This window comes from Silanimonas sp. (assembly GCF_027530345.1).
Classification (GTDB): Bacteria; Pseudomonadota; Gammaproteobacteria; order Xanthomonadales; family Xanthomonadaceae; genus Silanimonas.
This window is the reverse complement of record NZ_JAPZQK010000006.1, coordinates 1-25,671: the sequence shown is the minus strand read 5'-3', so window position 1 is coordinate 25,671 and position 25,671 is coordinate 1. Positions and strand designations below refer to the sequence as shown.

Genomic DNA, 25,671 nt, shown 5'->3' with positions numbered 1-25,671 from the left:
GTGTAGCCGCGCGACGCGGGCCTCCGCGCGTGGCGGTGTCAGTCCGCCACCGTCCGGGCGTAGACGCGCAGCCCTTCGAGCACCATCGCTTCGTGATGAACGACTCTGGTGGACAGGCGTCTCGCCAGGGCATCGGCGAACGCCGCTGCATCGCCGCCACCAACCAGCAGGGACGGCGGTCGACCCAGCGCGGCGCAGGCGTCGTCCCATGCAGCGAGGACGAGGCCGAGGGCCTGCCCGCGCGCGCCGGCGGCGACGGCAGCGGGGGTATCGGCACCGAAAGCCACGGCGGCTGGCGTGGGCGCGTCACCACGATCCAGCGCCGGAAACCGCGCCGCCAAGGCTTGGCGCGCATGCGCGGGGGCGATCCCGATGAGGCCACCGTGGTGGATTCCCCGGGCGTCGAGGAGATCGACGGTGATCGCGCTGCCGAAGCTCACCACCAGCTGGTCGCCGCCGAGGTCCCGCGCAGCCAGCAGGGCGAGGAAGCGATCGACGCCCAGACGCCCGGGGTCGGCGTACGCGATACGCACGCCCGCGCACTCGGTGCGCGTGACGGCGCGCTGTGGTCGCAGGCCACGGGCATCGAGCGCCCCCTCGACGCGCTGGCGGACGGCCTCTGGGGCGACGCTGGCCAGCCACGCGGCCTCACCCGGCGCGCCTTGGCCCAATACGTCGCGGAGGGCGGCATCGAAGCCGGCGTCGCCATGGGCCAGGGCCGTCACGGGGCCGAGGCCCGAGGCGTCAGCACGGGCCAGCTTCAGCCGCGTGTTGCCGAGGTCAAGCAGCCACACGGACGCTCACCTCGCCGGCGTGGTGCACGCGATCGCCATCGGCATGGCGCACGCGCAGGCCTCCACCCGCGTCGATGCCGATCGCCACACCGTCCTCGACGCGCTCGCCCGCGAGCACGCGCACCGGCCTCCCGGCCAGCGCATCGAAGCGCGCCCAATCCTCGGCGAAGGCGGCGAAGCCCTCGCGCTCGAATTCGGCGAGCGCCGGCAGCAGGGCACGCAGCACGACGCCGAGGATGCGAGGGCGCGCGACGTCGGCCACGCCGGCGCGACGCAGGTCGGTCCACGGTTGTTCGACGCCGGGCACGGCATCAACCGCCAGGTTCAGGCCGATGCCGATGGCCACGGCCTCGCCGCGGGCTTCGATGAGCAGGCCGGCCAGCTTGGCGTCGTCGACGACGAGGTCGTTCGGCCACTTCAGGCGCAGGCCCGAGGCGCCGGCATCGTGCAGGGCGCGCGCCACCGCCACGCCGACGGCGGGCCCGAGCGGCGCGAGCCGCATCGGCGGCAGCGCGAAGCGACGCAGCACAGTGAAGGCCAGCGCGCCTTCGGGATCGGTCTGCCACGCGCGCCCCCGCCGTCCGCGACCCGCCGACTGGCGGTCGGCGACGAACACCGCCGCGCCTCGGGCGGGCAACGGGCTGCGCAGCGCCCAGTCCTGCGTCGAATCGACGGTGTCGGCGTGATGGAGCCCGGCCAGTTCGCCGAGCGCCGCCTCATCGAGGGCGAGGTCGCGCTCGCCGAACGCCTCAGGCATCGGGGCGCGCCCACAGTCGCGCGAGGACCCGCGCCTTCTCGAAGCGGTGCTCGTTGCCGGCACGCAGCCGCTGCAGGTTGGCGCGATGCGTCCACGCGAGAAGGATGGCCACCGCCACGGCGAAGCCCAGCCACGCGCTGTCGCGGCCTTCCAGCAGCGCCCACAGCGGCAAGGCGACCCCGGCCAGCACGGTCGCCAGCCCGACGTAGCCGGTCGACAGCAACACCAGGAACCAGACGCCCAGCAGCGGCAACAGCGCCATCGGCCACAGCAACGCGAGGCCGCCCACCAGCGTGGCCGCGCCCTTGCCACCCCGGAAGCCGTGGAACACCGGCCACACGTGGCCGGCCACGGCGAGGAGCGCGCCCAGCATCTGCAGCAGCACATCGCCACCGGCCCAGCGCATCAGCGCCACCGCGGCCACACCCTTGCCGATATCGATCAGCACAGTGCCGAGCGCGAAGGCCCAACCCTGCGTTCGGAAGGCATTGGTGCCGCCGGCATTGCCGCTGCCTTGCGTGCGGATGTCCACACCGCGCAGCTTGCCGAGCCACAGGCTTCCGGAAATGGAACCCAGCAGGTAGGCCGCGGCGCCGGCCGCGAGCATCGTCGCGAGGCTCACAGCGCCACCGGCTGCAGGCAGGCGACCAGCGCCCCGGGGCCGGCATGCGCGCCGACCGCGGGGCCGGTTTCCACCAGCCAGCCCTCGGCGATGTCGAGGCGCGCCTTCAGCGAGGCGAGCAGCGCCGCGGCGTCATCGGCCGCGTCGCAATGGCCGACGATCAGGCGCCAGCGCGTGCCGGCAGGTACCTGCTTCGCGACATACGCCGCGAAGCGCTCCGGGGCACGCGTCTCACCGAACAGCGCGGCGCAGGGCTTGAGCCGCCCCTCGGGAACGACCCTGGCGATGGGCGTAGCGCGCAGCACCGAAGCGATCCATCCGGCCCAGCGCGGCACGCGACCACCGCGCACGGCGTGGCGGATGTCGCGGGCCAGAGCGAAGGTGAGCGTCTTCGGCTTCAGCGCGGCCACATGCGCGAGCACCTCGGCCGCGGCGGCGCCCGTCGCGGCCTTCTCGGCGGCGGCGATGGCGAGCAAGGCCTGCCCGCCCGCGGCATTCGCGGTGTCGAACACGTGGGTTCGGGACGCATCACCACGCTGCGCGGCCGCCTCGGCCGCCTGCAGGGTGCCCGACACAGCGCGCGACAGCCCGATGTAGACGACCTCGGCATGGTGCGAGAGCAGGAAATCGAACTGCCGGCGGAAATCGCCCACGGGCGGCTGGCTGGTGCGCGGCAGCAGGTGCTCGTGGCGCAGCCGCGCGTAGAACTCGGCGGGACTGATGCCGACGCGATCGAGGTAGTCCTGCTCGCCGAAGTTCACCCGCAGCGGGATGACGTGCAGGTTGAGGGCATCCGCGAGGCCATCCGGCAGGTCGGCGGAACTGTCGGTCACGACCACGCAACCGCCCGGCGCACTGGCCGTGCGCGCCTGCGCCAGCATGTCGTCGGCCTTCGTCGATTCGACGCGGCCAAAGCGGCCCAGCGCCTCGAACATCGCCGAGGGCCGCGCGACGTGCGCGTGCACCTTCACGCGATGCGCGCCGCCGGCGACGACGACGCAGTCGGCGCCGAGGTCGGACATCGCCGCCTGCAGCCCCGCACGGTCGAGGCCCTCGCCGACCAGCAGGCATTCCGTGCACCAGCGGTGGCGCGGATCGATGTCGTCCAGTTCGGCGTGCAGCGCATCGTGGACATCGCCGATATCGAGATCGGAGCGATCGTCGGCACCGTCGGCAGGGCCCGATGCCCCGCGCCGCGCCAGGAAATCACCGATACCTTCCAGCAGGTCGACGAAACCCTGTGCGCCGGCATCGACCACGCCGGCCTTGCGCAGCACCGGCAATTGGTCGGGCGTGCGCTGGAGGGCGATGCGCGCCTGCGCCAGCGCCGATTCGAACCACGCCCGCAGCTCTTGCCGCTCGCCCTGCTCGGCCGCGTGCGCCAGCGCCTCGGCGAAGGCATGGATCACGCTGATCATCGTGCCTTCCTTCGGATCGGCCATCGCCGAGCGCGCGGAGCGTGACGCGGCACGGGCCGCCTCGGCGAGGCCGCGACGGTCGAGCGAAGCCCGCGAACCGACGGCATCAGCCAATCCGCTGAAGAACTGCGCGAGGATGGCGCCGGAGTTTCCGCGCGCCCCGTCGATGGCCTCGTCGCCGACCCGACGCAGCAGGCGGCCCACGCCGCCGGCCCGACGCTGCAGCGCACCGGTGAGCACCGTGCTCAGCGTCAGGGCGAGGTTGTTGCCGGTGTCGCCATCGGGCACGGGGAACACGTTGATCTTGTTCAGCGCGTCACGGCGGGCGATGACCCGGCGCACGCCGGCAATCAGCGCGTGGCGCAGGGCGGCGGCGCGGATGGGGCCGGCTGGCGGCAGCGGGGAAGCGAAGGGCGTGGTCGCGGACATACGCCGGAGTCTGGGGGAACTCCCCACGGTTCGGCATGCTGCGCGACAGCATGGGCGGCTGGCAAGGCGCTCCCATGCGTGGCCTTCACTGGCGGCGTATGATCCTGCGACGCGTTTGCCCGGTACCGCATCTCTCTCCGGGCCTACCCCCTACGGAAACCGCCATGATCCGCGCCGCCCTCCTGTCGCTCGCCCTGCTGGCCCTGCCGATGGCCGGCATTGCCGCCGAAGCGGTGGCGGAAGCGCCCGCCGCCGAAGCGCGGAGCGCCTGCGATGCCAAGCCGGCCGCCGCGCCGGCCGCCGAGGCCGCGGCACCGACCGACGCCCCGGCGCGCCATGCCGAGGCTGCGCCGACCCGTACGGCCAGCGCGCGCAGCCCGGGCAGCGTGCGTACCGCCACGCCGCGCTGGAACCGCCTGCTGCCGGGCATGTTCCGCTGACCCACGCCGCGCACCGGCATGCCCTGGGCCTGGTGGCGACGCTGGCGCAAGCCACCTCCTGAGATCCACGACGCGAACTGGGCCGCCTTGCTGGCCCGGGCCCCCTTGGTTCGAGGCCTCGACCCACTGCGTCAGGCGCGCTTGCGCGGGCTGACGGCTCGGTTCCTCGACCGAAAGGCGATCTCCCCGGCCCACGGCCTGACCCTCGACGACGGCGACCGGCTGGCCCTGGCCGCCCACGCCTGCCTACCCCTGCTCGGCATCGGCGAGTCAGGCCTGCGCGGTTGGTCGGAAGTGATCGTCCACCCCGGCGCCTTCCGGGTGGAGCATGGACGGCATGGCGCACCACACGAGATGGACGAACTCGAAGTCGTCGAGGACGGCTTCGAAGACCGGGAAGGCGAAAGCTGGCAGCACGGGCCGATGGTGCTCAGCTGGGCCGACCTCGACGCCGAGATCGCCGAGCCGGAACCGGGCTACCAGCTCGTCGTCCACGAAATGGCCCACAAGCTCGACGCGCTGGACGGCGTCATGGACGGCACGCCGCCCCTGCCGCGTGACTGGCAGCGCGACTGGGCCCGGGATTTCGGCGCCGCCTTCGAGGCCCTGAACGCCGAGCTCGATGCCCTCCACGAGGCGGGCGACGACGAGGCCGAACCCGCCATCGATCCCTACGCCGCGGAAGCCCCGGAAGAGTTCTTCGCCGTCTGCAGCGAGTACCACTTCACCGACCCGGAGCGCTTGCGCGCGGCCTTCCCGGCGGTGGCGGCTCACCTCGAGCGGTTCTACGGGCCGCCGCCGGCCCTGGACCGCGACGACGATCCGACGCCGGCCTGAGCCGGAGAATCCCTCACCCCTGCGGCGGGAACCTCGCCATGAAGCGCGCGCCACCCAGCTCGGCCGAGCGCTCGACGGTGAGCACGCCCTGGTAGGCGGCGACGATGTCCTGGACGATCGACAGGCCGATGCCGTGGCCCTGCACGCGTTCGTCGCCGCGCACGCCACGCTGCAGCACGCGGTCGATCTGGTCCTCGGCGATGCCGGGGCCGTCGTCCTCCACCGCGAACTCCACGCCGCTGCGCTTGCCCGGCAAAGCCGGCAGCGTCGTCACCTGCAGCGCCACACGGCGCTTCGCCCACTTGAAGGCGTTCTCCAACAGGTTGCCGAGCAGCTCCTGCAGGTCACCCAGCTCGCCGTGGAAGCGCGCCGCCGCATCGATGTCGAATTCGGCCAGCACGCCCTTCGTGGCGTAGATCTTCTCGAGGCCGAGCACGATCTCCTCGGCGGTGCCTTCAATCTTCAGCGGCGCCGAATAAAGGACGTGGCCCGAACGCGCCGCGCGCGACAGCTGGTAGCCGACGATGTCGTTCATGCGCTGCACCTGGGTGCGCACGTCCTCGCGCAGCTCGTCGCCGGCGGCCCCCGCCTCGAGGCGGCTCTGCAGCACCGCCAGCGGCGTCTTCAGCGAATGCGCGAGGTCGCCGAGCGTGCGTCTCACCTGCTCGAGGTTGCGGCGCTCGGAATCGATCAAGGCGTTGATGCTTTCGGTCAACGGCTGCAGCTCGCGCGGATGCTCGTCGACGAGCCGCGCGACGCTGCCCTGCTGCACATCGGCCAGCGCCCGCTCGACGCCGGCGACGGGCCGAAGGCTCCAGCGCAGTGCCAGGGACTGCACCAGCGCGAGCACGATGGCGGCCGCGCCCAGCCAGGCCCACAGGGTGCGGCGGAACACCCCGACCTGTCCGGCCACGTAACCGGCATCCTCGTAGATTCCGAAGGTCAGTTCGATCTCGTCGCGCGACGTCTCGATGATCCTGGTCATCGAATACAGGTACACCTGCAGCTCGCGACCGCTCGAGTCCGTGACGGGCAGCGGGCCAACCAGCCTGCCACGGTCGCCGGGCGGGCCGGGCTCGGGCGGCGGCAGGATGCGGCCGAGCGTCGAGGTCGACTCCCAACGCAGGTTCTCGCCGATCACCACGGCGTACAGGCCGTCGCCGGGCCGATCGAATCGCGGATCCGGCGCGGTCTGCGGCATGACGATGGCCCCGGAGCGTAGTGTCTCCGCGCCGCCGAGGTAGGCCTTCGCGAAACTGTCGAGGCGCTCGCGCTGGCTGTTCAGCGCCGCTTCGGTGAAGGCGCGGTCGAGCGCGTAACCCGTCAATCCGAGAAACGCCACCAGCGCGAGGCCGGCGGCCAGCAGCTGGCGCGCCTGCAGCGAGAGGCGGCGGCGCACCACGCCCAAGCGTGCTTACTCGTTGCGCGGGATCGCGAAACGGTAGCCGCGACCGCGCACGGTCTCGATCGGCTTGAGCTCGCCATCCGGATCGAGCTTCTTGCGCAGGCGGCCGATGAAGACTTCGAGCACGTTCGAGTCGCGGTCGAAATCCTGCTGGTAGATGTGCTCGGTGAGGTCGGCTTTCGAGACCAGCTCGCCCGCATGCAGCATCAGGTACTCGAGCACTTTGTACTCGTAGCTCGTCAGGTCGACCGAGCTGCCGCCGACAGTGACCGTCTGCGCCGAGAGGTCGAGCTTGACCGGGCCGCACTCGAGCGAAGGCTTGCTCCAGCCGGCGGCGCGGCGCAGCAGGGCATTGATGCGCGCCAGCAGCTCTTCCACGTGGAAGGGCTTGACGAGGTAGTCGTCGGCACCCGACTTCAGGCCTTCCACCTTGTCCTGCCACGATGAGCGGGCGGTCAGGATCAGGATCGGGAACTTCTTGCCTTCGGCGCGCAGCGCGCGGACGAGGTCCATGCCCGACATCTTCGGCAGGCCGAGGTCGATGATCGCCATGTCGAACGGCACTTCGCGGCCGTTGTAGAGGCCCTCCTCACCGTCGCCGGCGGCGTCCACCGCGAAGCCTTCGCGCTTCAGTCGGGCCGCGAGGGTTTCACGCAGCGGGGCTTCGTCTTCGACCAGCAGGATGCGCATGGACTCTCCTTGGGCAAGCCGGCGCTCAGGGCCGGTGATCAGTCACGGTCGCCGCGTTCGACGGGCGGCAGGGTTTCAGGCACGTCGAGGTCGGCCGGCGGCGGCGCCTCGAAGCGTTCAAAGCGTTCCTCGCGGCGATCGCGGGAACGATCCGCGTCGATGGCCGGGCTTCCAGACCCGAGGTCCGGTTCGGCGAAAGGATCACGCAGGGCATCGGCCCGCGCCTCGCGCCAGGCTTCGCGGCGGCGCTCGTGCGGGTCGTCGCGCATGATCCGCACGCGGCCATCGGGCGTGAGCACCTTGAGGCGGTACACCTCGCGGCCGTCGCGCTGCATCGACTCGACGCGCAGCACCTGGCCGCCCGTTTCCCGCTCGGCGCGCAGCACCGATTCCGGCAGTTCCGAGCGACGCATCTCGACCGGCGGCGACGACGGGGGATCGAAGGCCGGCGGCGGCGGCGCGTCCTGCTGCGCATACGCCGCTCCGGCCGCGAGGGCCAGGACGACGACGAGCGACAGCGGGCGGCGAAGGATCATGGGCGGAGGATAGCGGGGCGGGCGCGGCAGGAGCCAGCGATGCGGCGAAGTCTGGTTGCGGGGGGGTGAATTGCCTCTTAACCCCGGATTGCCGCGCAACGGCGGTTCAGAAGATCTCGCCGACGCAGCAGCGCAGCGAACCACCGGCTTTCTCGATTTCCGGCAGGGGCACGGCATGCAGGTTGAAGCCGGCGCGAGCGAAGGCCGCCCGCTCGACGTCCGACAGGGCCTCGACGGCGCGGGCACTCAGGAAGGCGGCATCGCCCGAAACGGCGATGCCGTTGCCGGCGTAGGCCTGCCGCGCGCGCTCGTCGAGCGCCAGCGCATGCGGCGCATGGAATTCGAGGATGGCGCGCGCCACGGCCGGGTCGGCGAAGCCGTCCGGGCAGGCCACGGCGAGGCGCCCGGCATAGATCTGCAGCAGGACGTTCGTGTGGTACTCCCCCGGCGCGAGATCGAACACCAGGGTGGCGTCGAGGCCGAAGGCGGCGTGCATGGCGGCGGCGCCGGTCTCGTCGCAGCGCTCGGAGAGTCCGCAGTAGCCGATGTTGCGGGCGCGGTCGATCACCAGCGAACCGGTGAGTTCCGCGATGCCCGGCTGGCGCGACAGGTCGATCTCGCGCCGACCCAAGGCTTCGGCGAAGAAGCCGCGGATGTCGGCGCGCGTGGCCTCGCGCTGGCGGACGGCGTGCTTCATGTGGCCGATCACGAGGCGGCCGGGCGCGCTGGCGAAGACGTTGTTCGGGAAGACGGCGTCCGGCGTGGCGGAGTCGCCGGGGAAGGTGACGACGGGCACGTGGGGCGACAACGCCTTGGCCAACGCCCGGTGCTCGGCCAGCGCGCCGTCGGGATCGATGCGGTCGGCCATCGCCATGTAGGCGTTGTCCTGAGCCGACTCGGCGGCCAGCGACATGCCCTCCGGCGCGACGAGGAAGACCGCCTTCGGCGTGGCCCGCGCCGGATTCGGGGCGGCGTGCGCGGCGAAGGCGAAGAAACGCGCGGGGTCGCGGGTGATCATGCGGCGGCCTCGTGGCTGCGGGTGACGGCGAGTGCGCGTTCGAGCAGGTCGAGACCCGCGCCGGCCCTGGGCGCGCCTTCGCTCAGCACCTGCCGGAAGGCGCGGCCGCCGGGCTGGGCGTGGAACAGGCCAAGGATGTGGCGCGTGAGGTGTTTCAGCGCGACGCCGCGGGTGAGCTGCGATTCGACGTACGGGAACCAGGCGCGCAGCAGAGCCTCGCGCGTGCGCGGCGGCTCGCCTTCGAGCGCCACGGCGTATTCGTGCAGGCGGTAGGGCTCGTGGTACGCCGCGCGGCCGATCATCACGCCGTCGACGTGATCCAGCTGGCCACGGATATCGTCCAGCTCGCGCAGGCCGCCGTTGATGCTGATGACGAGATCCGGCCGCTCGCGCTTCAAGCGATGCACCCAGTCGTAGCGCAGCGGCGGGATCTCGCGGTTCTCCTTCGGCGAGAGGCCCTGCAGCCAGGCCTTGCGGGCATGGACGATGAAGCGCCGGCAGCCGGTGGCGGCCACCGCGTCGATGAAGGACAGGAAGACGTCGTAGTCCTCCACTTCGTCGACGCCCAGCCGGCACTTCACCGTCACGGGCACGCGCACCGCGGCCTGCATCGCGGCGATGCACTCGGCGACCAGCGGCGGCTCCTTCATCAGGCAGGCGCCGAAGCGCCCGGCCTGCACGCGGTCCGAGGGGCATCCCACGTTGAGGTTGATCTCGTCGTAGCCCCACTCGGCGCCGATGCGGCTGGCCTCGGCGAGGGCCGCCGGGTCGCTGCCGCCGAGCTGCAAGGCGACCGGATGCTCGCTGGCGTCGAAACCGAGCAGGCGCGCGCGGTCACCGTGGATCACCGCCTGCGCGTGGACCATCTCGGTGTAGAGCAGCACGCCGGGCGAGAGCACGCGGTGGAAGCTGCGGCAATGGGTGTCGGTCCAGTCCATCATCGGCGCGACCGAGAGGCGCGAACCGGTGACCGGCGGGTGGGTGTCGAAGGACGTCATGCGCGAAGTCTGGGGCGGATCAGCCCCGCGCCGCCACCCAGCGGGTGATGTGCGCGTGCATTTCCGCCAGCCCATCCGTCAACGCCGCCGGGCCCGGCTGCAGGATGATCGGCGATTTGATCTCGAACAGCCGGCCGTCGCGCACGGCCGAGACGCCCGCCCAACCCGGGCGCGCAGCGACGGTGCCGGGCTGGAACTTCTTGCCGCACCACGAGCCGAACACGACCTGCGGGTCGCGCCGGAGGATCTCGCCGTCGTTCGCAAGAATTCGCTGCTTGGCGAGCGATTCGGCCGCAAGCTCCGGGAAAATGTCGTCGCCGCCGGCGATCCGCACCAGCTCCGCCACCCACTGGATGCCGCTGATGCGCGGCTCGTCCCATTCTTCGAAATACACGCGCGGCCGCACCGGGAACGCCTTGGCCTTGGCCGCAACCGCCTCGACACCGCGCTCCAGCGCGTCGGCGTAGGCCTCGGCCTTGGCCGCCGCCCCGACCATCGCGCCGAGGCGCCGCACGTAATCGAGGATGCCGGCCACCGAACGGTGGTTGCTGATCCACACCTCCACGCCGCGGCGCACGAGTTCGGCGGCGATGTCGGCCTGGATGTCGGAGAAGCCGATGACGAGGTCGGGCTTCAGCGCGAGGATCTGGTCGACCTTCGCGCTGGTGAAGGCGCTGACCTTGGGCTTCTCCTTGCGGGCCCGCGGCGGGCGCACGGTGAAACCGCTGATGCCGACGATCCGCGCGTCCTCACCGAGGGCGTAGAGCACCTCGGTCGGTTCCTCGACCAGGCAGACGATGCGGCGGGGGCCTCGCACGAAGGTGGACGCCTCAATGCCCGCTGGAGGACGGCATCGCGGACGTGCCCGCGACGGCCGGCGCACCGGCCAGCGGCACGCGCCTCACGGCCATCCATGCGATCGCCGACAGGGCCGCGGTGGCCGCGCCGACCAGGAACACGCTGCCCTTGTCAGGCAGGTGCTCGATCAGCATGCCGACGCCGAGGCTGACCGCCAGCTGCGGCAGCACCACGCTGAGGTTGAACACGCCCATGTACAGGCCGATGCGGGCCGGGGCGACGCACTGCGAGAAGATCGCGAACGGCAGGCTGACGATGGCGCCCCAGCCGAGGCCCATCACCGCCATGCCCACGTAGACAGCCGTGGCGCTGTGCCCCGCGAAATAGACGAAGGCGAAACCCATCGCCATCAGCGCGAGGCTGGCGGCATGAACGTGCACCTCGCCGAAGCGCCGCGCCATCGGGTTCAGCAGCAGGGCCGGCACCAGGGCGCCGACGGCGTTGAGCACGAGGAACGCGGTGGACATCAGGCGGCCGGTGCCGTCGTCGTCGAGCCCGGGGAAGCGCTGCTGCACGAAGGCGATCATGTAGACGAACATCGTCTGCACGCCGATCCACGACAGCGCATGCGCGGCCAGCACTTTGCGGAAGGCCGGCAGGTCCTCGCGCGCGGTGTTCGGGGCGGGTTGGCGCTCCATCAGGGCGTGCACAAGGAAGGCAACGGCCAGCGCGGCGAACCCGACTTCGATCCACATCGAATGGCTGGCATGGCCGCTGAGCTTCAACCCCATCGCGACCACCGCGTAGATCGCGAACGGCCACAGCGGGCGCATCAGCAGCAACACGGTGACGAGGCTGAGCTTCGGGGCGCGGGCGTCCGCGGCCTCGGCCTCGGCGCCGGCCAAGGCGCGCGGCTCGGCGATCAACATCGGGGGAATCAGCGAGAACAGCAGCACCAGCACCACGCCGAAGTAGATCAGCGCGACGTTGCCGAACACCGCACCGACCGCGTAGGCCAGCACGCCGAAGGTGCCGGAAACGGTCTGCATCCAGGTATAGGCCGCGGTTCGCTGCGGGCCTTCCGGCGTGACGTCGGCGATCAGCGAGCGGGTCGGGTTGAAACTGACGTTGATCGAGAGGTCCAGCGCCAGCGCCACCGTGATCGCCACGCCGAGGATCGCGTCGAGGCCGAGCGCATTGTTGATCAGCCCGATCGACGGTAGCGCCATCAGCGACAGCGCGGTGAGCAGGCCGCCCACGAGGATGAAGGGCCGGCGCCGGCCGCCCCAGAACCACACCTTGTCGCTGACGATGCCGATCAGCACCTGGCCGAGGATGCCGGCCAGCGGGCCCGCGGCCCAAACGATGCCGATCTCGTGGATGTCGAGCTGGTACTTGGTGCGCAGCAGCCAGCTGAGCGCGGAAATCTGCACGGCGAGCGCAAAGCCCATCGCCGTCGACGGCAAGCCGAGCAGCACGAGGAACGGCAGCGACAGCCGTTGTTGCATCTGCAGCATGGAATCGTTCCCTCCCAGGACGTCGGCGGAGACTACCGGTCGGGGGAGCGCGGCGACAGGGGTTCCGACCGGATGGGCGGGGCTTCAGCGCGAAAGGTGGGCCAGCGCGTCGGCGTTGGCTTCCCAGTTGCGGCCGTCGAAGGTCTCCACCGTGATCGACGCGATCGTGCCCTCGTCGAGGCAGCGCACGTTGACGTCGATGCCGTCCGGGTTGCTGCGCGGCACGTAGAAGCTCTTGATCCCGCACACGCCACAGAAGCGGTGGCGGGCGACACCGCTGTTCCACAGGTAGTCGACCAGCCGATCCTCACCCGAGAGCAAGCGGAAGCGCGCTGCCGGGACGATCAGGTGCAGGAAACCGGCCTTGCTGCAGATCGAGCAGTTGCAGTCCTGCACGACCAGATCGGCCGGCGCCTCCACCTCGAAGCGCACGGCACCGCAATGGCAGCCACCGCGGTGGGTCCGGAGCGTCGTCATCGCCGCTGCAACCTGGCGCCTTCGGGATCGAGCGCGCGACCCTCGGCGTCCACGGCCTGCAGCGAGCCATCGGCGTGGCGGAACCAGCGCTGGCCGGACTCGAGCAACACGAGGCAACTGCCGGCGATCTCGCCGACACGGCAAGCGTCCTCGCGCCACTCGCCCGCGATCTCGAAGCCCACCGCATCGGCGGCGCCGAGGTAGGTTTCAACGAGGCGGTAGCGCCCCGCGGCACCGGACTCGCGCTGCAGTTCGAGCTCGACATCGATGCCCTCGCAGTCGGCGCAGGGCAGCACGCCGGCCCAGGCACCTTCGAAGTCCTCCGGCAGTGCCGCAAGCCCGCCGTCGGCGGGCGCTTCAGCCGGGGCATCGGACGGCTCGGCATCGCGCGTGCAGCCGACCAGCACCGTGGCCAGCAAGGCGGCGGAAAGGAGCATCAGGGAGCGGTGGGCAGACGAAGCCATGGCCGGATGGTAGCCCCCAACCCCGTCGCGCGGCGTCATGCGTTGGAAGCGTGGCCCCACCCCGGAGCCCGCCATGCGAACCGCAACATTCGTTACGTCTTCCGCCCTGCCCAGCGGCTTCAGCCTGCCGCGCAGCGTCGCCATCGCTGCCGCCGTGACGCTGCACCTCAGCCTCGCCGCGATGCTGGCCATGCCCATCGCCGCGCCCGACGCCGAAATGCCCGAGCCGACCGTCGTGCGGACGGAGGTCCTGCCGCCACCGCCCCCGCCGCCCATCGCCCCGCCACCGCCGAGGCCGGTGGTTCGCAGCATCACGCCGCCCCGGTCCGTGCCGCTGCCAACACCGGTAGCTCCCGCACCCGTGCCTGAGGCCGTGATCGCGCCCACCACGGACATGCCGTCGCTGCTCGACACGGTTGCGCCAGACATAAGCGGCGAGACGACCGACATCGACAGCGGTCCCGCTGAGGAAAGCCTGCAACTGCGGAGCGGCACGCCGCCCCGCTATCCGCCGTCGGCGCTGTCACGCCGCCTCGAGGGCGAAGTGGAACTGCTGATCCTCGTCGGCATCGACGGACGCCCGGAGTCGGTGACGATCACCCGGAGCAGCGGCCATGGCGTTCTCGATCGGGCTGCCCGCGAACACGTGCTGCGCCGCTGGGTGTTCGAACCCTCGCAGCGGAACGGTATCGCCGTGCCGGCCTACGCCCGCGTGCCGGTGCGATTCAGCCTGCCTTGAGCGGGGCGGCGCCCTGGTCCGGGGCGCCGGCGTCGATCGACTCGGGCGACAGCGGCAGCAGGATCGACGCGCCGCGCCCAACCACGCTGGCCCGGCCAAACCGGGCCCAGCAGCGTGCTTCGCCAGCCTCGCGTTCGCTGGCTTCGAGCGGCAGGCGGGTGTCGCCCTGCGCGCCGGAGGGATCGTTCAAGGCCTTGGCCAGGTCGTCGGCGAAATCTCCGGCCAGCTGGTAGGCGTCGCCGATGCGCGAAACCTTCGCGTCCTCGGTGATGGCGCCAGCGCCCTCGGCCCATCGCAGCACCGCGACGTCGGTGAGATCCGCACGCACAGCGCCATCGGCGGCGAAGCCCCCCAACCCGGCGGGCAGCCGGAACGGGCCCGGCACGAATACGCCGATCAATGCGGAAGCACCCGCTGCGCCCGACGATGTGGGAGCGATGGCGGTCACGACGATCTCGATGTCGAGGTCGGGCGCCTCCGGCTCGATGCGATAGCGCCGCGCCAGCTGCACGCAGGTGTCGCGGGCCGCGCGATTGGCCACCAGCGCGGCCTGCTCGGGGGTGATGCCCTCGCCCACCGCACCTTCGACGATGCGCACGCGCGGGAACCCGACGCTGCGGGCGGCGAGCACGGCCTCCGCATCGACGAAGCGCTCGGTCTTCGCGTAGGCCTCGTCCTTCGTCACCGCCATCGGCTGCTCGGTGCGGATGCCCGTGCCGACCGGCTTCGGCGCGGAGGCGCAGGCCGCGAGCAGGAGCGCAAGCGAAACGACGGCGAATGTTCGGAGCGACATCAGGCGGAACCCACAGGAGCAAAGCCAAAGAGTGACGGCCGCGCGATGCAGGGCACGTGCGGATCGCGTGCCCGCGTCGTGAACGGGCGGCTGTCGCAGCCCGTGAGAACGGTCCGTGCGGGAATGCCTCCCGGCCGGCACCGCGCCGCCCGCCAGTATCGGCCTTCACACCGCGCCTCTTGCATTCCGACCAAGAACCACACAAATTTGTGGCATGACGCTCACCGACCGCCAGCAGGCCATCCTCGACTTCCTCCGCGAGCACATCGCAGCGGAAGGCCGCCCCCCGACGCTCGCCGAGATCGCCCAGGCTTTCGGCTTCCGCCAGGCCCGCAGCGCGCAGGACCACCTGCAGGCGCTGGCGGCCAAGGGCGTGATCGAGCTGGTGCCCGGCGCGCGGGGCATCCGGCTGCTCGACGAGGACGGCGAGCCGCTGGCCCCGCCGTCCGGCGTGGCGAACGGCTTTGGCGGCTCCGGCGCAGCCAACGCCCCGCAGTGGCTCACCCTGCCCTTGCTCGGTCGCGTCGCCGCCGGCCGGCCGATCGACCCACAGGCCGATTACGAAGGCCAGATGCTGCTCGATCGCGCGCTGTTCTTCCCGCAGCCCGACTACCTGCTGCGGGTGAAGGGCGACTCGATGGTCGATGACGGGATCTTCGACGGCGACCTGATCGCCGTCCGCCGCACGCCGGACGCCGACAACAACCAGATCGTCGTCGCGCGCATCGACGGCGAAGTCACGGTGAAGCGCCTCAAGCGCGGCAAGGGCCGCGTGCTGCTGATGCCTCGCAACCCGAACTACGCCCCGATCGAAGTGCCCGAGCAGGCCGACTTCGCCATCGAAGGCCTGTACTGCGGCCTCGTGCGCCGCGGCTGAGCCGCTTCGCCCCATCCGTTCCACGCGTCCACCGATCCCGGAGTCCCCCATGCACCTCGTTCGCACGCCCGACCTCGCCACCCTGCTGTTCGCGCTCTCGCTCTGCGCGGTCTTCGGCGGCCTGTTCGCCTGGGTGCTCAGCGTGCCCTTCTGGCTCGGCTTCGCGATGGTGGGTGCGGGGCTGTTCGCCTCCGGCCTGCAGCGGCACGAGCCTCGACCGGGATCGCGTCGCCGCTGGCAGGCCCACGCACCGCACTGAACCTTGGAACGTCTTGGCCCGCAGCGGCCTCCCGTCGGCCTCGTCCCCGGCGGGGGGCCCTGCGGATCAGGATTCCGCGCCAGGCACCCTTTCAATCACGTGCCGCCGGGCATCCACACGCACCGTCCAGTCGGCGATGCGAGGCAACGTCACCAAGGCCTGGCGTGACACGCGCTCGAAGAACATTACGAAGCGCTCGATCTCGTCGCGGCGCATCGTCCGCCGGCCCGGGTTCGCCGCAGCCAGCGTGACTTCCTGTTGCCAACGCCACTCCGGCACCTGTTCGAAACCCGGCCCCTGCAGGAACAGCAGCGCGCCCAGCTCCGCCCAAAGCGGCGCGTAGTCGGCGAGAGCCGCGTTGCACCAGCGCCGCCACACGCCATCCGCGTCTTCGTCGCGCTCCAGCGCATTGATCGGCGCAGCCAGATCGTCCTCGGCCTGCGGCGGCACTTTGTGGAACCAGCCCTCGAACAGTACGAGGTCCGGCACGCCGTCGATGCGCGCCCAATCGGATTCGGGCAAGCGCCGGTCGCTGATCTTGTCGAAGGCCGGCAGCCGCGCGCGGCCCGCGCGCAGCGCGTCGAAGGTGGCGCGCCCGAGGGCGAGGTCGTGCGAACCCGGCGCGCCACGCGTGGCCAGCAGCGGGTGCACCTCGCGGGCGAGGCGCTGGCGTTCCGGCTGGTCCAGGTAGAGGTCGTCGATCGACAGCACTACCGCGCGCAAGCCACGAGCTTCGGCCAACGCCGCCACCTGGGCCGACAACGTCGATTTCCCCGTGCCCTGCAGGCCGGTGATGCCGAACACCCGGCAGGGGCCCGGCAAGGCCAGCGCGCGATGGAGGACCGTCGCTACGAAGGCGTCGGGGTAGCCGGTTCCAAGGGGCTTCAGCACGGCCATGCAAGGGATTGAGCGAGGTCATGCGCGCATCGCGCGGGGGCGGCGAGAATAGCGCGGCCCATCATTGCCACCGAGGAAACGCCGTGACCGACCCCCTGCTCGCCGAAGCCATCGGCACCTTCAAGGCGCTGCTGGCCGAAGCCGGCGCGGCCGGCGACCCCGACCCGACGGCGATGACGCTGGCCACCGCCGATGCGAAGGGCCGGCCCTCGGCGCGGACCGTGCTGCTGAAGCACGTCGACGAACAGGGCTTCGTCTTCTACACCAACTTCGATTCGCGCAAAGGCCGCCAGCTCGCGGCGAACCCGCAGGCCGCCCTGCTGTTCCTGTGGAAGACGTTGCGCGAGCAGGTGCAGGCCAAGATCGAAGGCACGGTCGAGCCGGTCACCGCCGCCGAGGCCGACGCCTACTTCGCCAGCCGCCCGCGCGAGAGCCAGATCGGCGCCTGGGCCTCGCTCCAGTCGCAGACCCTGGATTCACGCGAGAACTTCGAAGCCCGCATCGCCGAATTCACCGCGAAGTTCGACGGCGGCCCGGTTGCGCGCCCGCCGCACTGGTCGGGCTTCCGCGTGGTGCCGGAGATGATCGAGCTCTGGTACGGCGCGAAGTACCGGCTGCATGAGCGCCAGCGCTATGCTCGGGTGGACGGCCGCTGGACGAAGCGCATGCTGTATCCCTGAGGCCGTTGCGCGCGTGCCCGGCAGCGCGCGCTGGGCTCAGAGCACCGCCGGATCGAGGTCGCGGCACAGCGGATCGATGCTGGCGAAGCGCGCCAGCACCGCGTCCTTGGTGGGCAGTTCCCAATCAATGAAGTAGCGCGCGGCGGCGACCTTGCCTTCCAGCATCGCGCGGCGCACGTCGCCAGCGGCGAGCGCGCGATTCGCAGCGAGGGCCTGATCGAGCCACAGCCACGCCACGACCGCATGGCCCATCGCGTCGAGCAGCAGGTAGGCGTTGGCGAGCGCGAGTTCGAGATCGCTCGCGGCGACCTTGCCGGCCTTCAACACCGCCGGGCCGAGCGCCACCCAGCGCGCCGCCAGAGCCTCGGCCAAGGGAGCGAGCGCCGCATCGGCACGCGCGGCGGCGAGGGTCGCCTCCACGCGCTTCGAGAGCAGGCCGAAGGCCTTGCCGCCGTCACCCAGAAGCTTGCGGCCGAGCAGGTCCATGGCCTGGATGCCGTTGGTGCCTTCGTGGATAGCGTTGATGCGGTTCTCGCGCCACAGGCGCTCGACCGGGAAATCGCGGGTGTAACCGGCGCCACCGTGCACCTGGATGGCCAGTGAGTTCGCCTCCTGCCCGTAGTCCGAGGGCCAGGCCTTGACGATCGGCGTGAGCAGATCGACCAGCGCCTGCGCCTCCGCATCTCCGCCGTGCTTGGCCTCGTCGACGAGGCGCCCGGCATAGAGGCACAGCGCGAGGCCACCCTCGGCGAAGCTCTTGGCCTTCAGCAGCATGCGGCGCACGTCGGCGTGCTCGATGATCGGCACCATCGGCGTGGTGGCGTCGCGCTCGCCGGGCCTGCGGCCTTGGCGGCGCTCCTTCGCGTAGGTGAGTGCCGCGCGGTAGCCGCCGTACCCGGTCATGGCCGCGCCGATGCCCACCCCGATCCGCGCCTCGTTCATCATCACGAACATGCCGCGCAGGCCGTCGTGCGGGGCACCGACGAGTTCGCCGATGGCGGGCTCTTCCTCGCCGAAGCCGAGCAGGCAGTTCACCTGCCCGTGCGTGCCGAGCTTGTGGTTCAGGCCGATCAGGCGCACGCCGTTGCGCGCGCCGGCCTTGCCCTCGGCATCGACGTGGCGACGCGGCACGATGAACAGCGAAATTCCCTTGGTGCCCGCGGGGCCGCCCGGGATCTTGGCCAGCACGAGGTGCACGATGTTCTCGGCGATCTCGTGGTCGCCGCTGCTGATCCACATCTTGTTGCCACGGATGGCGTAGCGGCCGTCGGGCAGCGGCTCGGCCACGCAGCGCAGATCAGCCAGCGAGGAACCGGCCTGCGGCTCGGAGAGGCACATCGTGCCGAACCAGCGGCCCTCGTTCATGGCCGGCAGGAAGCGGCGCTTCTGCTCGTCGCTGCCCACTTCGCGGATCAGGTTGGCCGCGGCCTGCGTCAGGAAGGCGTAGCCATTGGTCGCCACGTTGGCGCAACTGAAGAGCCCACCCAGCGCGGCGACGAAGGTGTAAGGCAGGCCGAGCCCGCCCTCCTCGGCCGGCGCTTCCATGCCGAAGAAGCCGGCTTCGCGATAGGCCGCGAGCGCTTCGGCGATGGCGGTCATCAGTTCGACCCTGCCGTCAACGAGCTTCGGCGGGTTCTGGTCGGACGCGGCGGCGTGCGGCAGGAAATGCGATGCGGCGAGGTCGAGCGCGGCATCAATCATCGCGACGCCGGTCTCGCGGTCGACGTGGGCGAACGCCGGCATCGCGGCCAAGGTGTCGGCCTGCAGCCAGTCGTAGAGCCAGAAGTGCAGATCGTCGCGGGGTGGGAGCATGGGGAGGTTCCGGGAAAGGCGGGCCAAGGGCACCGCAGAGTCTGGGGAGCACGGCGAGAAGGCACCGCGAGCATCGCCGATCAGGCAGGGGGCGTGGCGTAGCCCTCGCGCCACGTGGGGTAACGCGGCTGCCAGCCCGTGCCGCGCAGCCGCGCGTTCGACACGCGCTTGCCGGTGGTGGCTCCGCTGGCGGCGCCCAGCGCCGGCAATCCGAGGCGCGCGCGCAGGCCATCGACCACCTCGTGCTCGAGCACCGGCGCATCGTCGTTGCCGCAGTAGACACGGGCGGTGCGCGGCGGTTGAAGCAGGTGCAGCAGCGCGCCGGCGACGTCCTCGACATGGATGCGGTTGGTCCAGCGCGGCTCGCCGGGTTCGTCGCGGCGCGCGCGGTGCCACATCCGCTCGCGGCCCGGGCCATAGATGCCCGAGGCGCGGAAGGCCACGGCTTGGGGATGGGCATCGAGTTCACGCTCGGCCTCGAGAAGCACGCGGCCGTTGAAGGCGGTGGCGTCGGCCGGCGTGTCTTCGTCCACGATGGCACCAGCGTCTTCGGCGTACACGGCCGTGCTGGAGACGAACAGCACGCGACCGATCTCGCCGCGGTCGAGCAGGCGCCGCAGGCCGTCGCGGTACAGCGCGCGATAGGCGGCCTCGGTGCGCTCGTCGGGCGCGGCGCAGAACACCAGCGCGTCGAGCCGCTTGGGGATCGCCGCGAAGCCCTCGCCGCTGCGCAGGTCGGCGCGCAGCGCGCGGATGCCGGGCCCCATCGCCACGTCCCGGCGGCGCAGCGCGAGCGCGTCGAACCCGTTCGCGGCCGCCAGGGCGGCGAGGCGCGAGCCGGTGTCGCCGGCGCCGGCGATCAGCAGGCTGCGGCGGGTGTCGTGCAGGGCGGGCATGCGGGCGTGATCGCTCGGCGATGAATTGGCGGGAGGCCGATGCTACCGTTCGCGAATGAATCCCGCGGTGAACCTCGTGCTCGTCGGCCCCATGGGCGCCGGCAAGACCTCCATCGGCAAGCGCCTCGCCGAGCGCTTCGGCTTGGCCTTCGTCGACCTCGACCACGCCATCGAGGCGGCCACCGGCGTGCGCGTGGCCGATATCTTCGAGCGCGAAGGCGAGGCGGGCTTTCGCGATCGCGAGGCGCGTCAGCTGGCGATCGAACTCGACGGCGAAGACAAGCTGGTCGCCACCGGCGGCGGCGCCGTGCTGCGCGAGGAGAGCCGCCGCCTGATGCGCGAGCGCGGCTACGTGCTGCACCTCGCGGTGTCGGTCGAGGAGCAGCTCAAGCGCCTCGCCAACGACCGCGTGCGCCCACTACTGCAACGGCCCGACCGCGAAGACGTGCTTCGCACGATGGCCGCCACGCGCGCGCCGCTGTACGACGAAGTGGCCGACCTGCGCTTCGACTCGAGCGGTCTCACGCCCGCACAGGCCTGCGAAAAGCTGGTGCCTCAATTGCGAGACCGTTGGCTGCGGGCGAGGGCCGCGTGATGGCGACGCCCCCTTCGACCCCGCGTGCCGTCGACGTCGAACTCGGCGCGCGCCGCTACCCGATCCACATCGGCCCCGGACTGCTCGATGACGCACTGCGCCTCGCCGCGCTCGCGCCCGGCCGCCATGTGCTGATCGTCAGCGACGCCAACGTCGCGCCGCATTACTTGGCGCGGGTCGAGGCTGCCTTCGCCGGAAAGCGCGTCGCCAGCCACATCCTTCCGCCGGGCGAACAGGAGAAAACGCTGGCGCGCTTCGGCGAGTTGATGACCGCGCTGGCCGCCCTCGGCGCCAGTCGCGACGCGACCCTCATCGCCCTCGGCGGCGGCGTGATCGGCGACATGACCGGTTTCGCCGCGGCCTGCTGGATGCGCGGCGTGCGCTTCGTGCAGCTGCCGACCACCCTGCTCGCGATGGTCGATTCCTCCGTGGGTGGCAAGACCGCCGTCGACCTGCCCGAGGGCAAGAACCTCGTCGGCGCCTTCCACCAGCCTTCGGCGGTGATCGCCGACACCGCCACGTTGGCGACGCTGCCGGACCGTGAACTGCGCGCGGGCCTCGCCGAGGTGATCAAGTACGGCGCGCTCGGCGACGCCGCCTTCTTCGACTGGGTGCAGGCGAACGCGCCAGCCCTGCTGGATCGCGACACCGATGCGCTGGCCCACGCCATCGCCACCAGCTGCGCGCACAAAGCCGGCATCGTCGCCCGCGATGAAGCCGAAACCGGCGAGCGCATGCTGCTGAACCTCGGCCACACCTTCGGCCACGCCATCGAGGCCGAGCAGGGCTTCGGCGGCCTCGTGCACGGCGAAGCCGTGGCCGTGGGCATGGTGCTGGCGGCGCGACTGAGCGCTGAACTCGCCCTTGCCCCCGCCGCGGACACGGAGCGGCTGGTTGCCGCACTCCACGCCCTCGGCCTCCCCACCGCCGTCCCGGAAGGCCTCGACCCCGATGCACTGCTCGCGCGGATGCGGCTCGACAAGAAAAACCTCAGCGGCACGCTGCGCTTGATCCTCTGGCGCGGCATCGGCCAAGCCTTCGTGGCCACCGGCATCGACGAAGCCGCGGTGCGGGGCGTGCTCGCCCGCGGCTGATGGACTGGCTCGACGCCCTGCCCGACACCCGCGTGCTGCGCGACCCCGCGCAGACCGCCGGCTTCCGCCACGACGAATCGCATGTGCGCGGGCCCGAGCCGCTGGCCGTGGTGAAGCCGCGGAGCCGCGAGGCCTTGCGAACACTGGTGCAGCGCGCCGGCGACGAGAGCTTCACCCTGGTGCCGCGCGGCGCGGGCAGCGGCAAGGCCGGCGGCTGCGTGCCCGATGCCCGCAGCGTCGTCATCGATCTCTCCGATTGGCCGGGCGGCATCACGGTGAACACCGCGAACCTCACCCTGTCGGCGCCGGCCAGCGCCGGACTCGCGGCGGTGAAGGAGCACGCCGACGCGCAGGGGCTCTGGTACCCGCCCGACCCGAACTCATGGCCGCTGTGCAGCTTCGGCGGCTCGCTGGCGACCAATGCGGGCGGCCCGAACGCCTGCAAGTACGGCATGACCCGGCGCTGGGTGCTGAGCGTCGAGGCGCTGATGGCCGACGGCGAGGTGCACCGGTTCGGCATCGATTCCGTGAAGCAGAACACCGGCCCGAACCTCGCGCAGCTGATGGTCGGCAGCGAGGGCGTGTTCGGGATGATCCTCGGCGCCACCGTCGCGCTGGTGCCGCGGCCGCGGGATTACCTGACGCTGCTGCTGCCGCTGCCCGACATGGCGCTGCTGCCCGCGCTGCCGGCACGGCTGTTCACCGCGGGCTTCCTGCCCTCGGCGCTGGAGTTCTGGGATTCGGCCGTCCTCGCCGATCTCCGCCAACACGGCAGCGACGACGCCCGCCGGCTGCCGGGCGAAGCGCTGGTGCTGCTGGAATTCGACGACCCCGGCTGCTCGCACACCGGCTTCCTCGAGCCCCTGCTCGACGCACTGGGCCCGCTCGCGTCGGATGCGCAGGTGGCGACCACCGGCGCGCAGCGCGAGGCGCTGTGGGCCGTGCGGCGGATGACCAGCGTGCACCTGAAGCAGCGCTTCCCGCGCAAGGTGAGCGAGGACGTCGTGGTGCCGCGCGATCGCCTCCCGGAGTTCTTCGCGCGGCTGGCGGCGCTGGACGCGAAGACCGTGAGCTACGGCCATCTCGGCGACGGCAACCTGCATGTGAACCTGCTGCAGGCGCCGATTCTCGACGGCGAGCTCGACGGCGCAGCACTTGATGCCGCGCTCGATCCGCTGTTCGCCCTGTGCATCGAACTCGGAGGCACGCTCTCGGGCGAACACGGCATCGGCCTCGCGAAGCGCGAGGCCTTCCTCAAGCACGCCGATCCGTTCGCCATCGCGGCCCTGCGCGGCATCAAGCAGGCGCTCGATCCGAAAGGCGTGTTCAACGCGGGGAAAATCTTCTAGATCGCTGCAGTCGAGGAACCGTTGCGCCTGCCTCGCGTTGCGGCAGGCCGCTTCCCGCGCGTTAGACAAGGAGCATGCAGGCGCTGACGGCAGTTGATTGCCGCTCCAGGTTGAGTTGACGAGGCTGCTGGCGTTGAACAAGTCCGCCTAAGACCCAAAGCCGCCCGTGGTTAGGCAAAAGAGGGTTGCCGTGACTGACTCAGCTTTCTCTGCAGTTCCTTTCTGATGCGTGCACAGGGGGGGCTGTGCACCTGCTTCTGCGCTTCTCGAGTTCAAACGTAGGTTTTCGGTGGAGGCGCTTCGGGTAGCGGTCTACGCTAACCTGATGAACGCCACGCTTCCATTGCTGCCGCCGCGCGACGAGATGATTGCCGCGATGCTTTCTAGCGACGCATCCTACGAGGGCGTTTTCTTTACCGCGGTCGTGACAACTCGGATCTTCTGCCGACCGACTTGCACTGCGCGTAAGCCCTTGCCGAGCAATGTCGTCTTCTTCGCTACTGCGGGGGAAGCACAAGAGGCAGGGTTCAGGGCCTGTCTTCGCTGCCGCCCTCTCGAACTGGAGGGTGAGTGCCCGAACTGGCTTCGCCCGCTGATCGACGCACTAGAGGCCGACCCTAATCGTCGATGGACGCTTGCGGACATCGAGCACTACGGTATCGCTCCCGCACGAGTACGCGCATGGTTCAAGCAGCGGTTTGGAACGACGTTCTCCGAATACACGCGGGCTAGGCGCCTGGGGCTGGCCTTGGATCGTTTGAAGTCGGGAACGGGGATCGATGACGTCGCCATGGATTCGGGCTTCGAGTCGGTTAGTGGCTTCCGCGACGCATTCCAGAAAACGCTCGGAGTTGCTCCCGGAAAGGCAAGCGAGTGCAAAGTTCTCTATTACCGGCACCTGACCACGCCGTTGGGCTCTATGCTCGCGATGGCAGAAGCCTCGGGGGTCGTCCTCCTTGAGTTCCGCGATCGTCCCGCACTGCCAAAGGAACTTGACGATCTGCGCCATAACTACCGCTACGCTGCGGTTCCTGGCGACCACGCTCATCTTCGGACACTCGAAGACCAACTTTCGCGCTATTTCAGCGGAAGCCTTACGGCGTTCGGCGTTCCGATCTGTGCGCCGGGTTCGGCGTTCGATAAGAGCGTGTGGCTGGCGCTGAGCGCCATTCCCTATGGCGCGATCCGCACCTACGCCCAACTCGCGCAAGCCATTGGTCGCCCCACGGCAGTGCGCGCCGTCGCTGGTGCGAACGGGCGCAACCGTCTCGCGATCCTTCTGCCCTGCCACCGAGTGGTTGCGTCCGATGGCGGACTCGGTGGCTATGGCGGGGGCATGGCGCGGAAGGCTTTCCTACTCAAGATCGAACGACAGAAAGCGGCATCTGAGAACAACGAGTCCAAAACAAAAGAGGCTTCCACATGACCACCCCTTCCTTCGCAAGCGTCATCCTGAACAAGCCCGGCCTACTCTGCATTCCCAACGCCTGGGACGCGGCGAGTGCACGGCGCGTTGTTTCGGCGGGTGCGCCCCTCATCGCGACCACCAGTGCAGGCGTGTCGTGGTCTCTGGGCCTTTCCGACGGCGAGGCGCTGACGCCCCCGCAGGTCGTTCAGCGCGCTCTTGAGATCCGTCGCGTCTGTCCGGCCACGCCGCTTTCCGTCGATATAGAGCGCGGATACTCGAACTCGCCTCGTGATGTTGTCGAGCTGGTCGACGCGCTCGTTGCTGCAGGCGTGTCCTCGATCAACATCGAGGACGGTGATGAGACCGCCGCGGTACTTGCCTCCAAGATTGCGGCGATTCGATCTAGGCATGATCGCCGCACTTTGTTCGTCAACGCGCGTACGGATGTCTACTTGCTCGGGCTCGCTGCCCACGAGAGCCGAGCGTCCGAAGCAATCTCACGCGCGTCAATCTATGTCGACGCAGGTTGCGATGGCGTTTTCGTACCCGGAGTGATCGACATCGGCGAGATCGACGCCATCGCAAAATCCGTTGCGGCTCCTCTGAATGTCATGGCGCTTCCCGGCCTGCCCACCGTCGACGAACTCGAAAGACTTGGCGTCCGAAGGCTGACGGCAGGCCCTGCACTAGCGATCGCCACCTACGGGCGCTGCGAGCAATTGGCTGGAGAGTTCATGTCCGGCCAAATGGGTGGAGTTTGGGCGGCGCCCATCGACTTCGCTGGAATGAATACATGATCTCGACAGAGAAGCCACGCCCTCCGAAGCTCGGTACGTCCTGGGCGCGGCTCATGGCCGATCCCTGTGTGGCGGATCATGGCGCGCTAGCGAAACGCCGAGGCTTTCTCGGCGCCCCCGTACACTGAAACAAATGGGCTCTTTTGAAATCCGAGTGGGTTATGCGGCATGGGGATTGATGCCTCGGAAGTCGAGCTTCCCGGCGATCAGGAACAGCACGGTGCGCATGGTTTCGAATCGGCCGTACCCACGCGCCTTGCGCTTGGCGGCCTGAA

28 protein-coding genes are annotated in these 25,671 nt (G+C 70.5%); 11 read left to right on the top strand and 17 right to left on the bottom strand.

Annotation, left to right across the window (positions count from 1 at the left end):
* Positions 1-38: 38 nt before the first annotated feature.
* From O9255_RS03060 to O9255_RS03045, 4 genes are read right to left on the bottom strand one after another with little or no spacing between them, the layout of a single operon-like run.
* A complete protein-coding gene (locus tag O9255_RS03060; RefSeq protein WP_297865365.1) occupies positions 39-794 on the bottom strand; it encodes a type III pantothenate kinase in 756 nt (251 codons plus the stop codon).
* The gene (locus O9255_RS03055) at positions 781-1,551 is read right to left on the bottom strand and encodes a biotin--[acetyl-CoA-carboxylase] ligase (RefSeq protein ID WP_297865364.1); all 771 of its coding nucleotides are present in this window, start codon (positions 1,549-1,551) and stop codon (positions 781-783) included. Before O9255_RS03055 ends, O9255_RS03060 begins: the two co-directional genes overlap by 14 nt.
* Positions 1,544-2,173: a glycerol-3-phosphate 1-O-acyltransferase PlsY gene (plsY, locus tag O9255_RS03050; RefSeq protein WP_297865363.1), complete on the bottom strand. Its 630-nt coding sequence runs from the start codon at positions 2,171-2,173 to the stop codon at positions 1,544-1,546. Before plsY ends, O9255_RS03055 begins: the two co-directional genes overlap by 8 nt.
* A complete protein-coding gene (locus O9255_RS03045; RefSeq protein ID WP_297865362.1) occupies positions 2,170-4,020 on the bottom strand; it encodes a DegV family protein in 1,851 nt (616 codons plus the stop codon). Before O9255_RS03045 ends, plsY begins: the two co-directional genes overlap by 4 nt.
* A 164-nt stretch (positions 4,021-4,184) precedes the next feature.
* Here O9255_RS03045 and O9255_RS03040 point away from each other — a divergent pair, with 164 nt between their 5' ends.
* Together O9255_RS03040 and O9255_RS03035 are read left to right on the top strand one after the other, a co-directional pair.
* Positions 4,185-4,460, top strand: coding sequence for a hypothetical protein (locus O9255_RS03040; RefSeq protein ID WP_297865361.1), 276 nt, complete (start codon positions 4,185-4,187; stop codon positions 4,458-4,460).
* 18 nt (positions 4,461-4,478) lie between these two features.
* A complete protein-coding gene (locus tag O9255_RS03035; RefSeq protein WP_297865360.1) occupies positions 4,479-5,297 on the top strand; it encodes a M90 family metallopeptidase in 819 nt (272 codons plus the stop codon).
* 13 nt (positions 5,298-5,310) lie between these two features.
* On the opposite strand, the gene O9255_RS03030 is transcribed toward O9255_RS03035, so the two are convergent.
* From O9255_RS03030 to O9255_RS02990, 9 genes are all read right to left on the bottom strand, one after another.
* Positions 5,311-6,696, bottom strand: a complete 1,386-nt coding sequence (locus O9255_RS03030; RefSeq protein WP_297865359.1) for an ATP-binding protein — start codon at positions 6,694-6,696, stop codon at positions 5,311-5,313.
* A gap of 15 nt (positions 6,697-6,711) precedes the next feature.
* Positions 6,712-7,392, bottom strand: a complete 681-nt coding sequence (locus tag O9255_RS03025; protein ID WP_297865358.1) for a response regulator transcription factor — start codon at positions 7,390-7,392, stop codon at positions 6,712-6,714.
* 38 nt (positions 7,393-7,430) lie between these two features.
* Entirely contained in the window at positions 7,431-7,928 is a 498-nt protein-coding gene (locus O9255_RS03020; protein ID WP_297865357.1) for a hypothetical protein, read from the bottom strand.
* Between the two features lie 106 nt (positions 7,929-8,034).
* Complete coding sequence (locus tag O9255_RS03015) at positions 8,035-8,946, bottom strand: arginine deiminase-related protein (protein WP_297865356.1); 912 nt, start codon at positions 8,944-8,946, stop codon at positions 8,035-8,037.
* Positions 8,943-9,944: a tRNA dihydrouridine(20/20a) synthase DusA gene (dusA, locus tag O9255_RS03010; RefSeq protein ID WP_297865355.1), complete on the bottom strand. Its 1,002-nt coding sequence runs from the start codon at positions 9,942-9,944 to the stop codon at positions 8,943-8,945. The genes O9255_RS03015 and dusA overlap by 4 nt, the downstream gene beginning before the upstream one ends.
* Before the next feature lie 19 nt (positions 9,945-9,963).
* A complete protein-coding gene (locus O9255_RS03005) occupies positions 9,964-10,761 on the bottom strand; it encodes an ABC transporter substrate-binding protein (RefSeq protein WP_297865354.1) in 798 nt (265 codons plus the stop codon).
* A 13-nt stretch (positions 10,762-10,774) separates the two neighbouring features.
* Positions 10,775-12,259, bottom strand: coding sequence for an MFS transporter (locus tag O9255_RS03000; RefSeq protein WP_297865353.1), 1,485 nt, complete (start codon positions 12,257-12,259; stop codon positions 10,775-10,777).
* 84 nt (positions 12,260-12,343) lie between these two features.
* Complete coding sequence (locus tag O9255_RS02995; protein ID WP_297865352.1) at positions 12,344-12,736, bottom strand: GFA family protein; 393 nt, start codon at positions 12,734-12,736, stop codon at positions 12,344-12,346.
* Positions 12,733-13,173 carry a copper resistance protein NlpE N-terminal domain-containing protein gene (locus O9255_RS02990; RefSeq protein WP_297865351.1) on the bottom strand — a complete coding sequence of 147 codons (441 nt, stop codon included), beginning with the start codon at positions 13,171-13,173 and terminating at the stop codon, positions 12,733-12,735. Before O9255_RS02990 ends, O9255_RS02995 begins: the two co-directional genes overlap by 4 nt.
* Before the next feature lie 100 nt (positions 13,174-13,273).
* On the opposite strand from O9255_RS02990, the gene O9255_RS02985 reads away from it, so the two are divergent.
* On the top strand, positions 13,274-13,939 hold the full coding sequence (locus tag O9255_RS02985) for an energy transducer TonB (protein WP_297865350.1): 666 nt from the start codon (positions 13,274-13,276) through the stop codon (positions 13,937-13,939).
* On the opposite strand, the gene O9255_RS02980 is transcribed toward O9255_RS02985, so the two are convergent.
* Positions 13,926-14,732, bottom strand: a complete 807-nt coding sequence (locus tag O9255_RS02980; RefSeq protein WP_297865349.1) for a DUF3313 family protein — start codon at positions 14,730-14,732, stop codon at positions 13,926-13,928. The genes O9255_RS02985 and O9255_RS02980 overlap by 14 nt on opposite strands.
* A 214-nt stretch (positions 14,733-14,946) precedes the next feature.
* Here O9255_RS02980 and lexA point away from each other — a divergent pair, with 214 nt between their 5' ends.
* On the top strand, positions 14,947-15,609 hold the full coding sequence (lexA, locus tag O9255_RS02975) for a transcriptional repressor LexA (RefSeq protein WP_297865348.1): 663 nt from the start codon (positions 14,947-14,949) through the stop codon (positions 15,607-15,609).
* 49 nt (positions 15,610-15,658) lie between these two features.
* Complete coding sequence (locus tag O9255_RS02970) at positions 15,659-15,868, top strand: hypothetical protein (RefSeq protein WP_297865347.1); 210 nt, start codon at positions 15,659-15,661, stop codon at positions 15,866-15,868.
* A gap of 66 nt (positions 15,869-15,934) precedes the next feature.
* On the opposite strand, the gene O9255_RS02965 is transcribed toward O9255_RS02970, so the two are convergent.
* Complete coding sequence (locus O9255_RS02965; RefSeq protein ID WP_297865346.1) at positions 15,935-16,765, bottom strand: kinase; 831 nt, start codon at positions 16,763-16,765, stop codon at positions 15,935-15,937.
* 83 nt (positions 16,766-16,848) lie between these two features.
* Between O9255_RS02965 and pdxH the strand changes: the two genes are divergently transcribed.
* Positions 16,849-17,445: a pyridoxamine 5'-phosphate oxidase gene (gene pdxH, locus O9255_RS02960; protein ID WP_297865345.1), complete on the top strand. Its 597-nt coding sequence runs from the start codon at positions 16,849-16,851 to the stop codon at positions 17,443-17,445.
* A 36-nt stretch (positions 17,446-17,481) separates the two neighbouring features.
* On the opposite strand, the gene O9255_RS02955 is transcribed toward pdxH, so the two are convergent.
* Positions 17,482-19,257 carry an acyl-CoA dehydrogenase gene (locus tag O9255_RS02955; protein WP_297865344.1) on the bottom strand — a complete coding sequence of 592 codons (1,776 nt, stop codon included), beginning with the start codon at positions 19,255-19,257 and terminating at the stop codon, positions 17,482-17,484.
* An 80-nt stretch (positions 19,258-19,337) separates the two neighbouring features.
* On the bottom strand, positions 19,338-20,153 hold the full coding sequence (locus O9255_RS02950) for an NAD-dependent epimerase/dehydratase family protein (RefSeq protein ID WP_297865343.1): 816 nt from the start codon (positions 20,151-20,153) through the stop codon (positions 19,338-19,340).
* 55 nt (positions 20,154-20,208) lie between these two features.
* Between O9255_RS02950 and O9255_RS02945 the strand changes: the two genes are divergently transcribed.
* From O9255_RS02945 to O9255_RS02925, 5 genes are all read left to right on the top strand, one after another.
* Complete coding sequence (locus O9255_RS02945; RefSeq protein WP_297865342.1) at positions 20,209-20,748, top strand: shikimate kinase; 540 nt, start codon at positions 20,209-20,211, stop codon at positions 20,746-20,748.
* Positions 20,748-21,842, top strand: coding sequence for a 3-dehydroquinate synthase (gene aroB / locus O9255_RS02940; protein ID WP_297865341.1), 1,095 nt, complete (start codon positions 20,748-20,750; stop codon positions 21,840-21,842). The genes O9255_RS02945 and aroB overlap by 1 nt, the downstream gene beginning before the upstream one ends.
* Complete coding sequence (locus tag O9255_RS02935; RefSeq protein ID WP_297865340.1) at positions 21,842-23,191, top strand: FAD-binding oxidoreductase; 1,350 nt, start codon at positions 21,842-21,844, stop codon at positions 23,189-23,191. Before aroB ends, O9255_RS02935 begins: the two co-directional genes overlap by 1 nt.
* 325 nt (positions 23,192-23,516) lie before the next feature.
* Positions 23,517-24,617 (top strand): methylated-DNA--[protein]-cysteine S-methyltransferase, encoded by a 1,101-nt coding sequence (locus O9255_RS02930; protein WP_297865339.1) that lies wholly within the window; start codon positions 23,517-23,519, stop codon positions 24,615-24,617.
* Positions 24,614-25,396 (top strand): isocitrate lyase/phosphoenolpyruvate mutase family protein, encoded by a 783-nt coding sequence (locus O9255_RS02925; RefSeq protein ID WP_297865338.1) that lies wholly within the window; start codon positions 24,614-24,616, stop codon positions 25,394-25,396. Before O9255_RS02930 ends, O9255_RS02925 begins: the two co-directional genes overlap by 4 nt.
* Positions 25,397-25,671 lie beyond the last annotated feature (275 nt).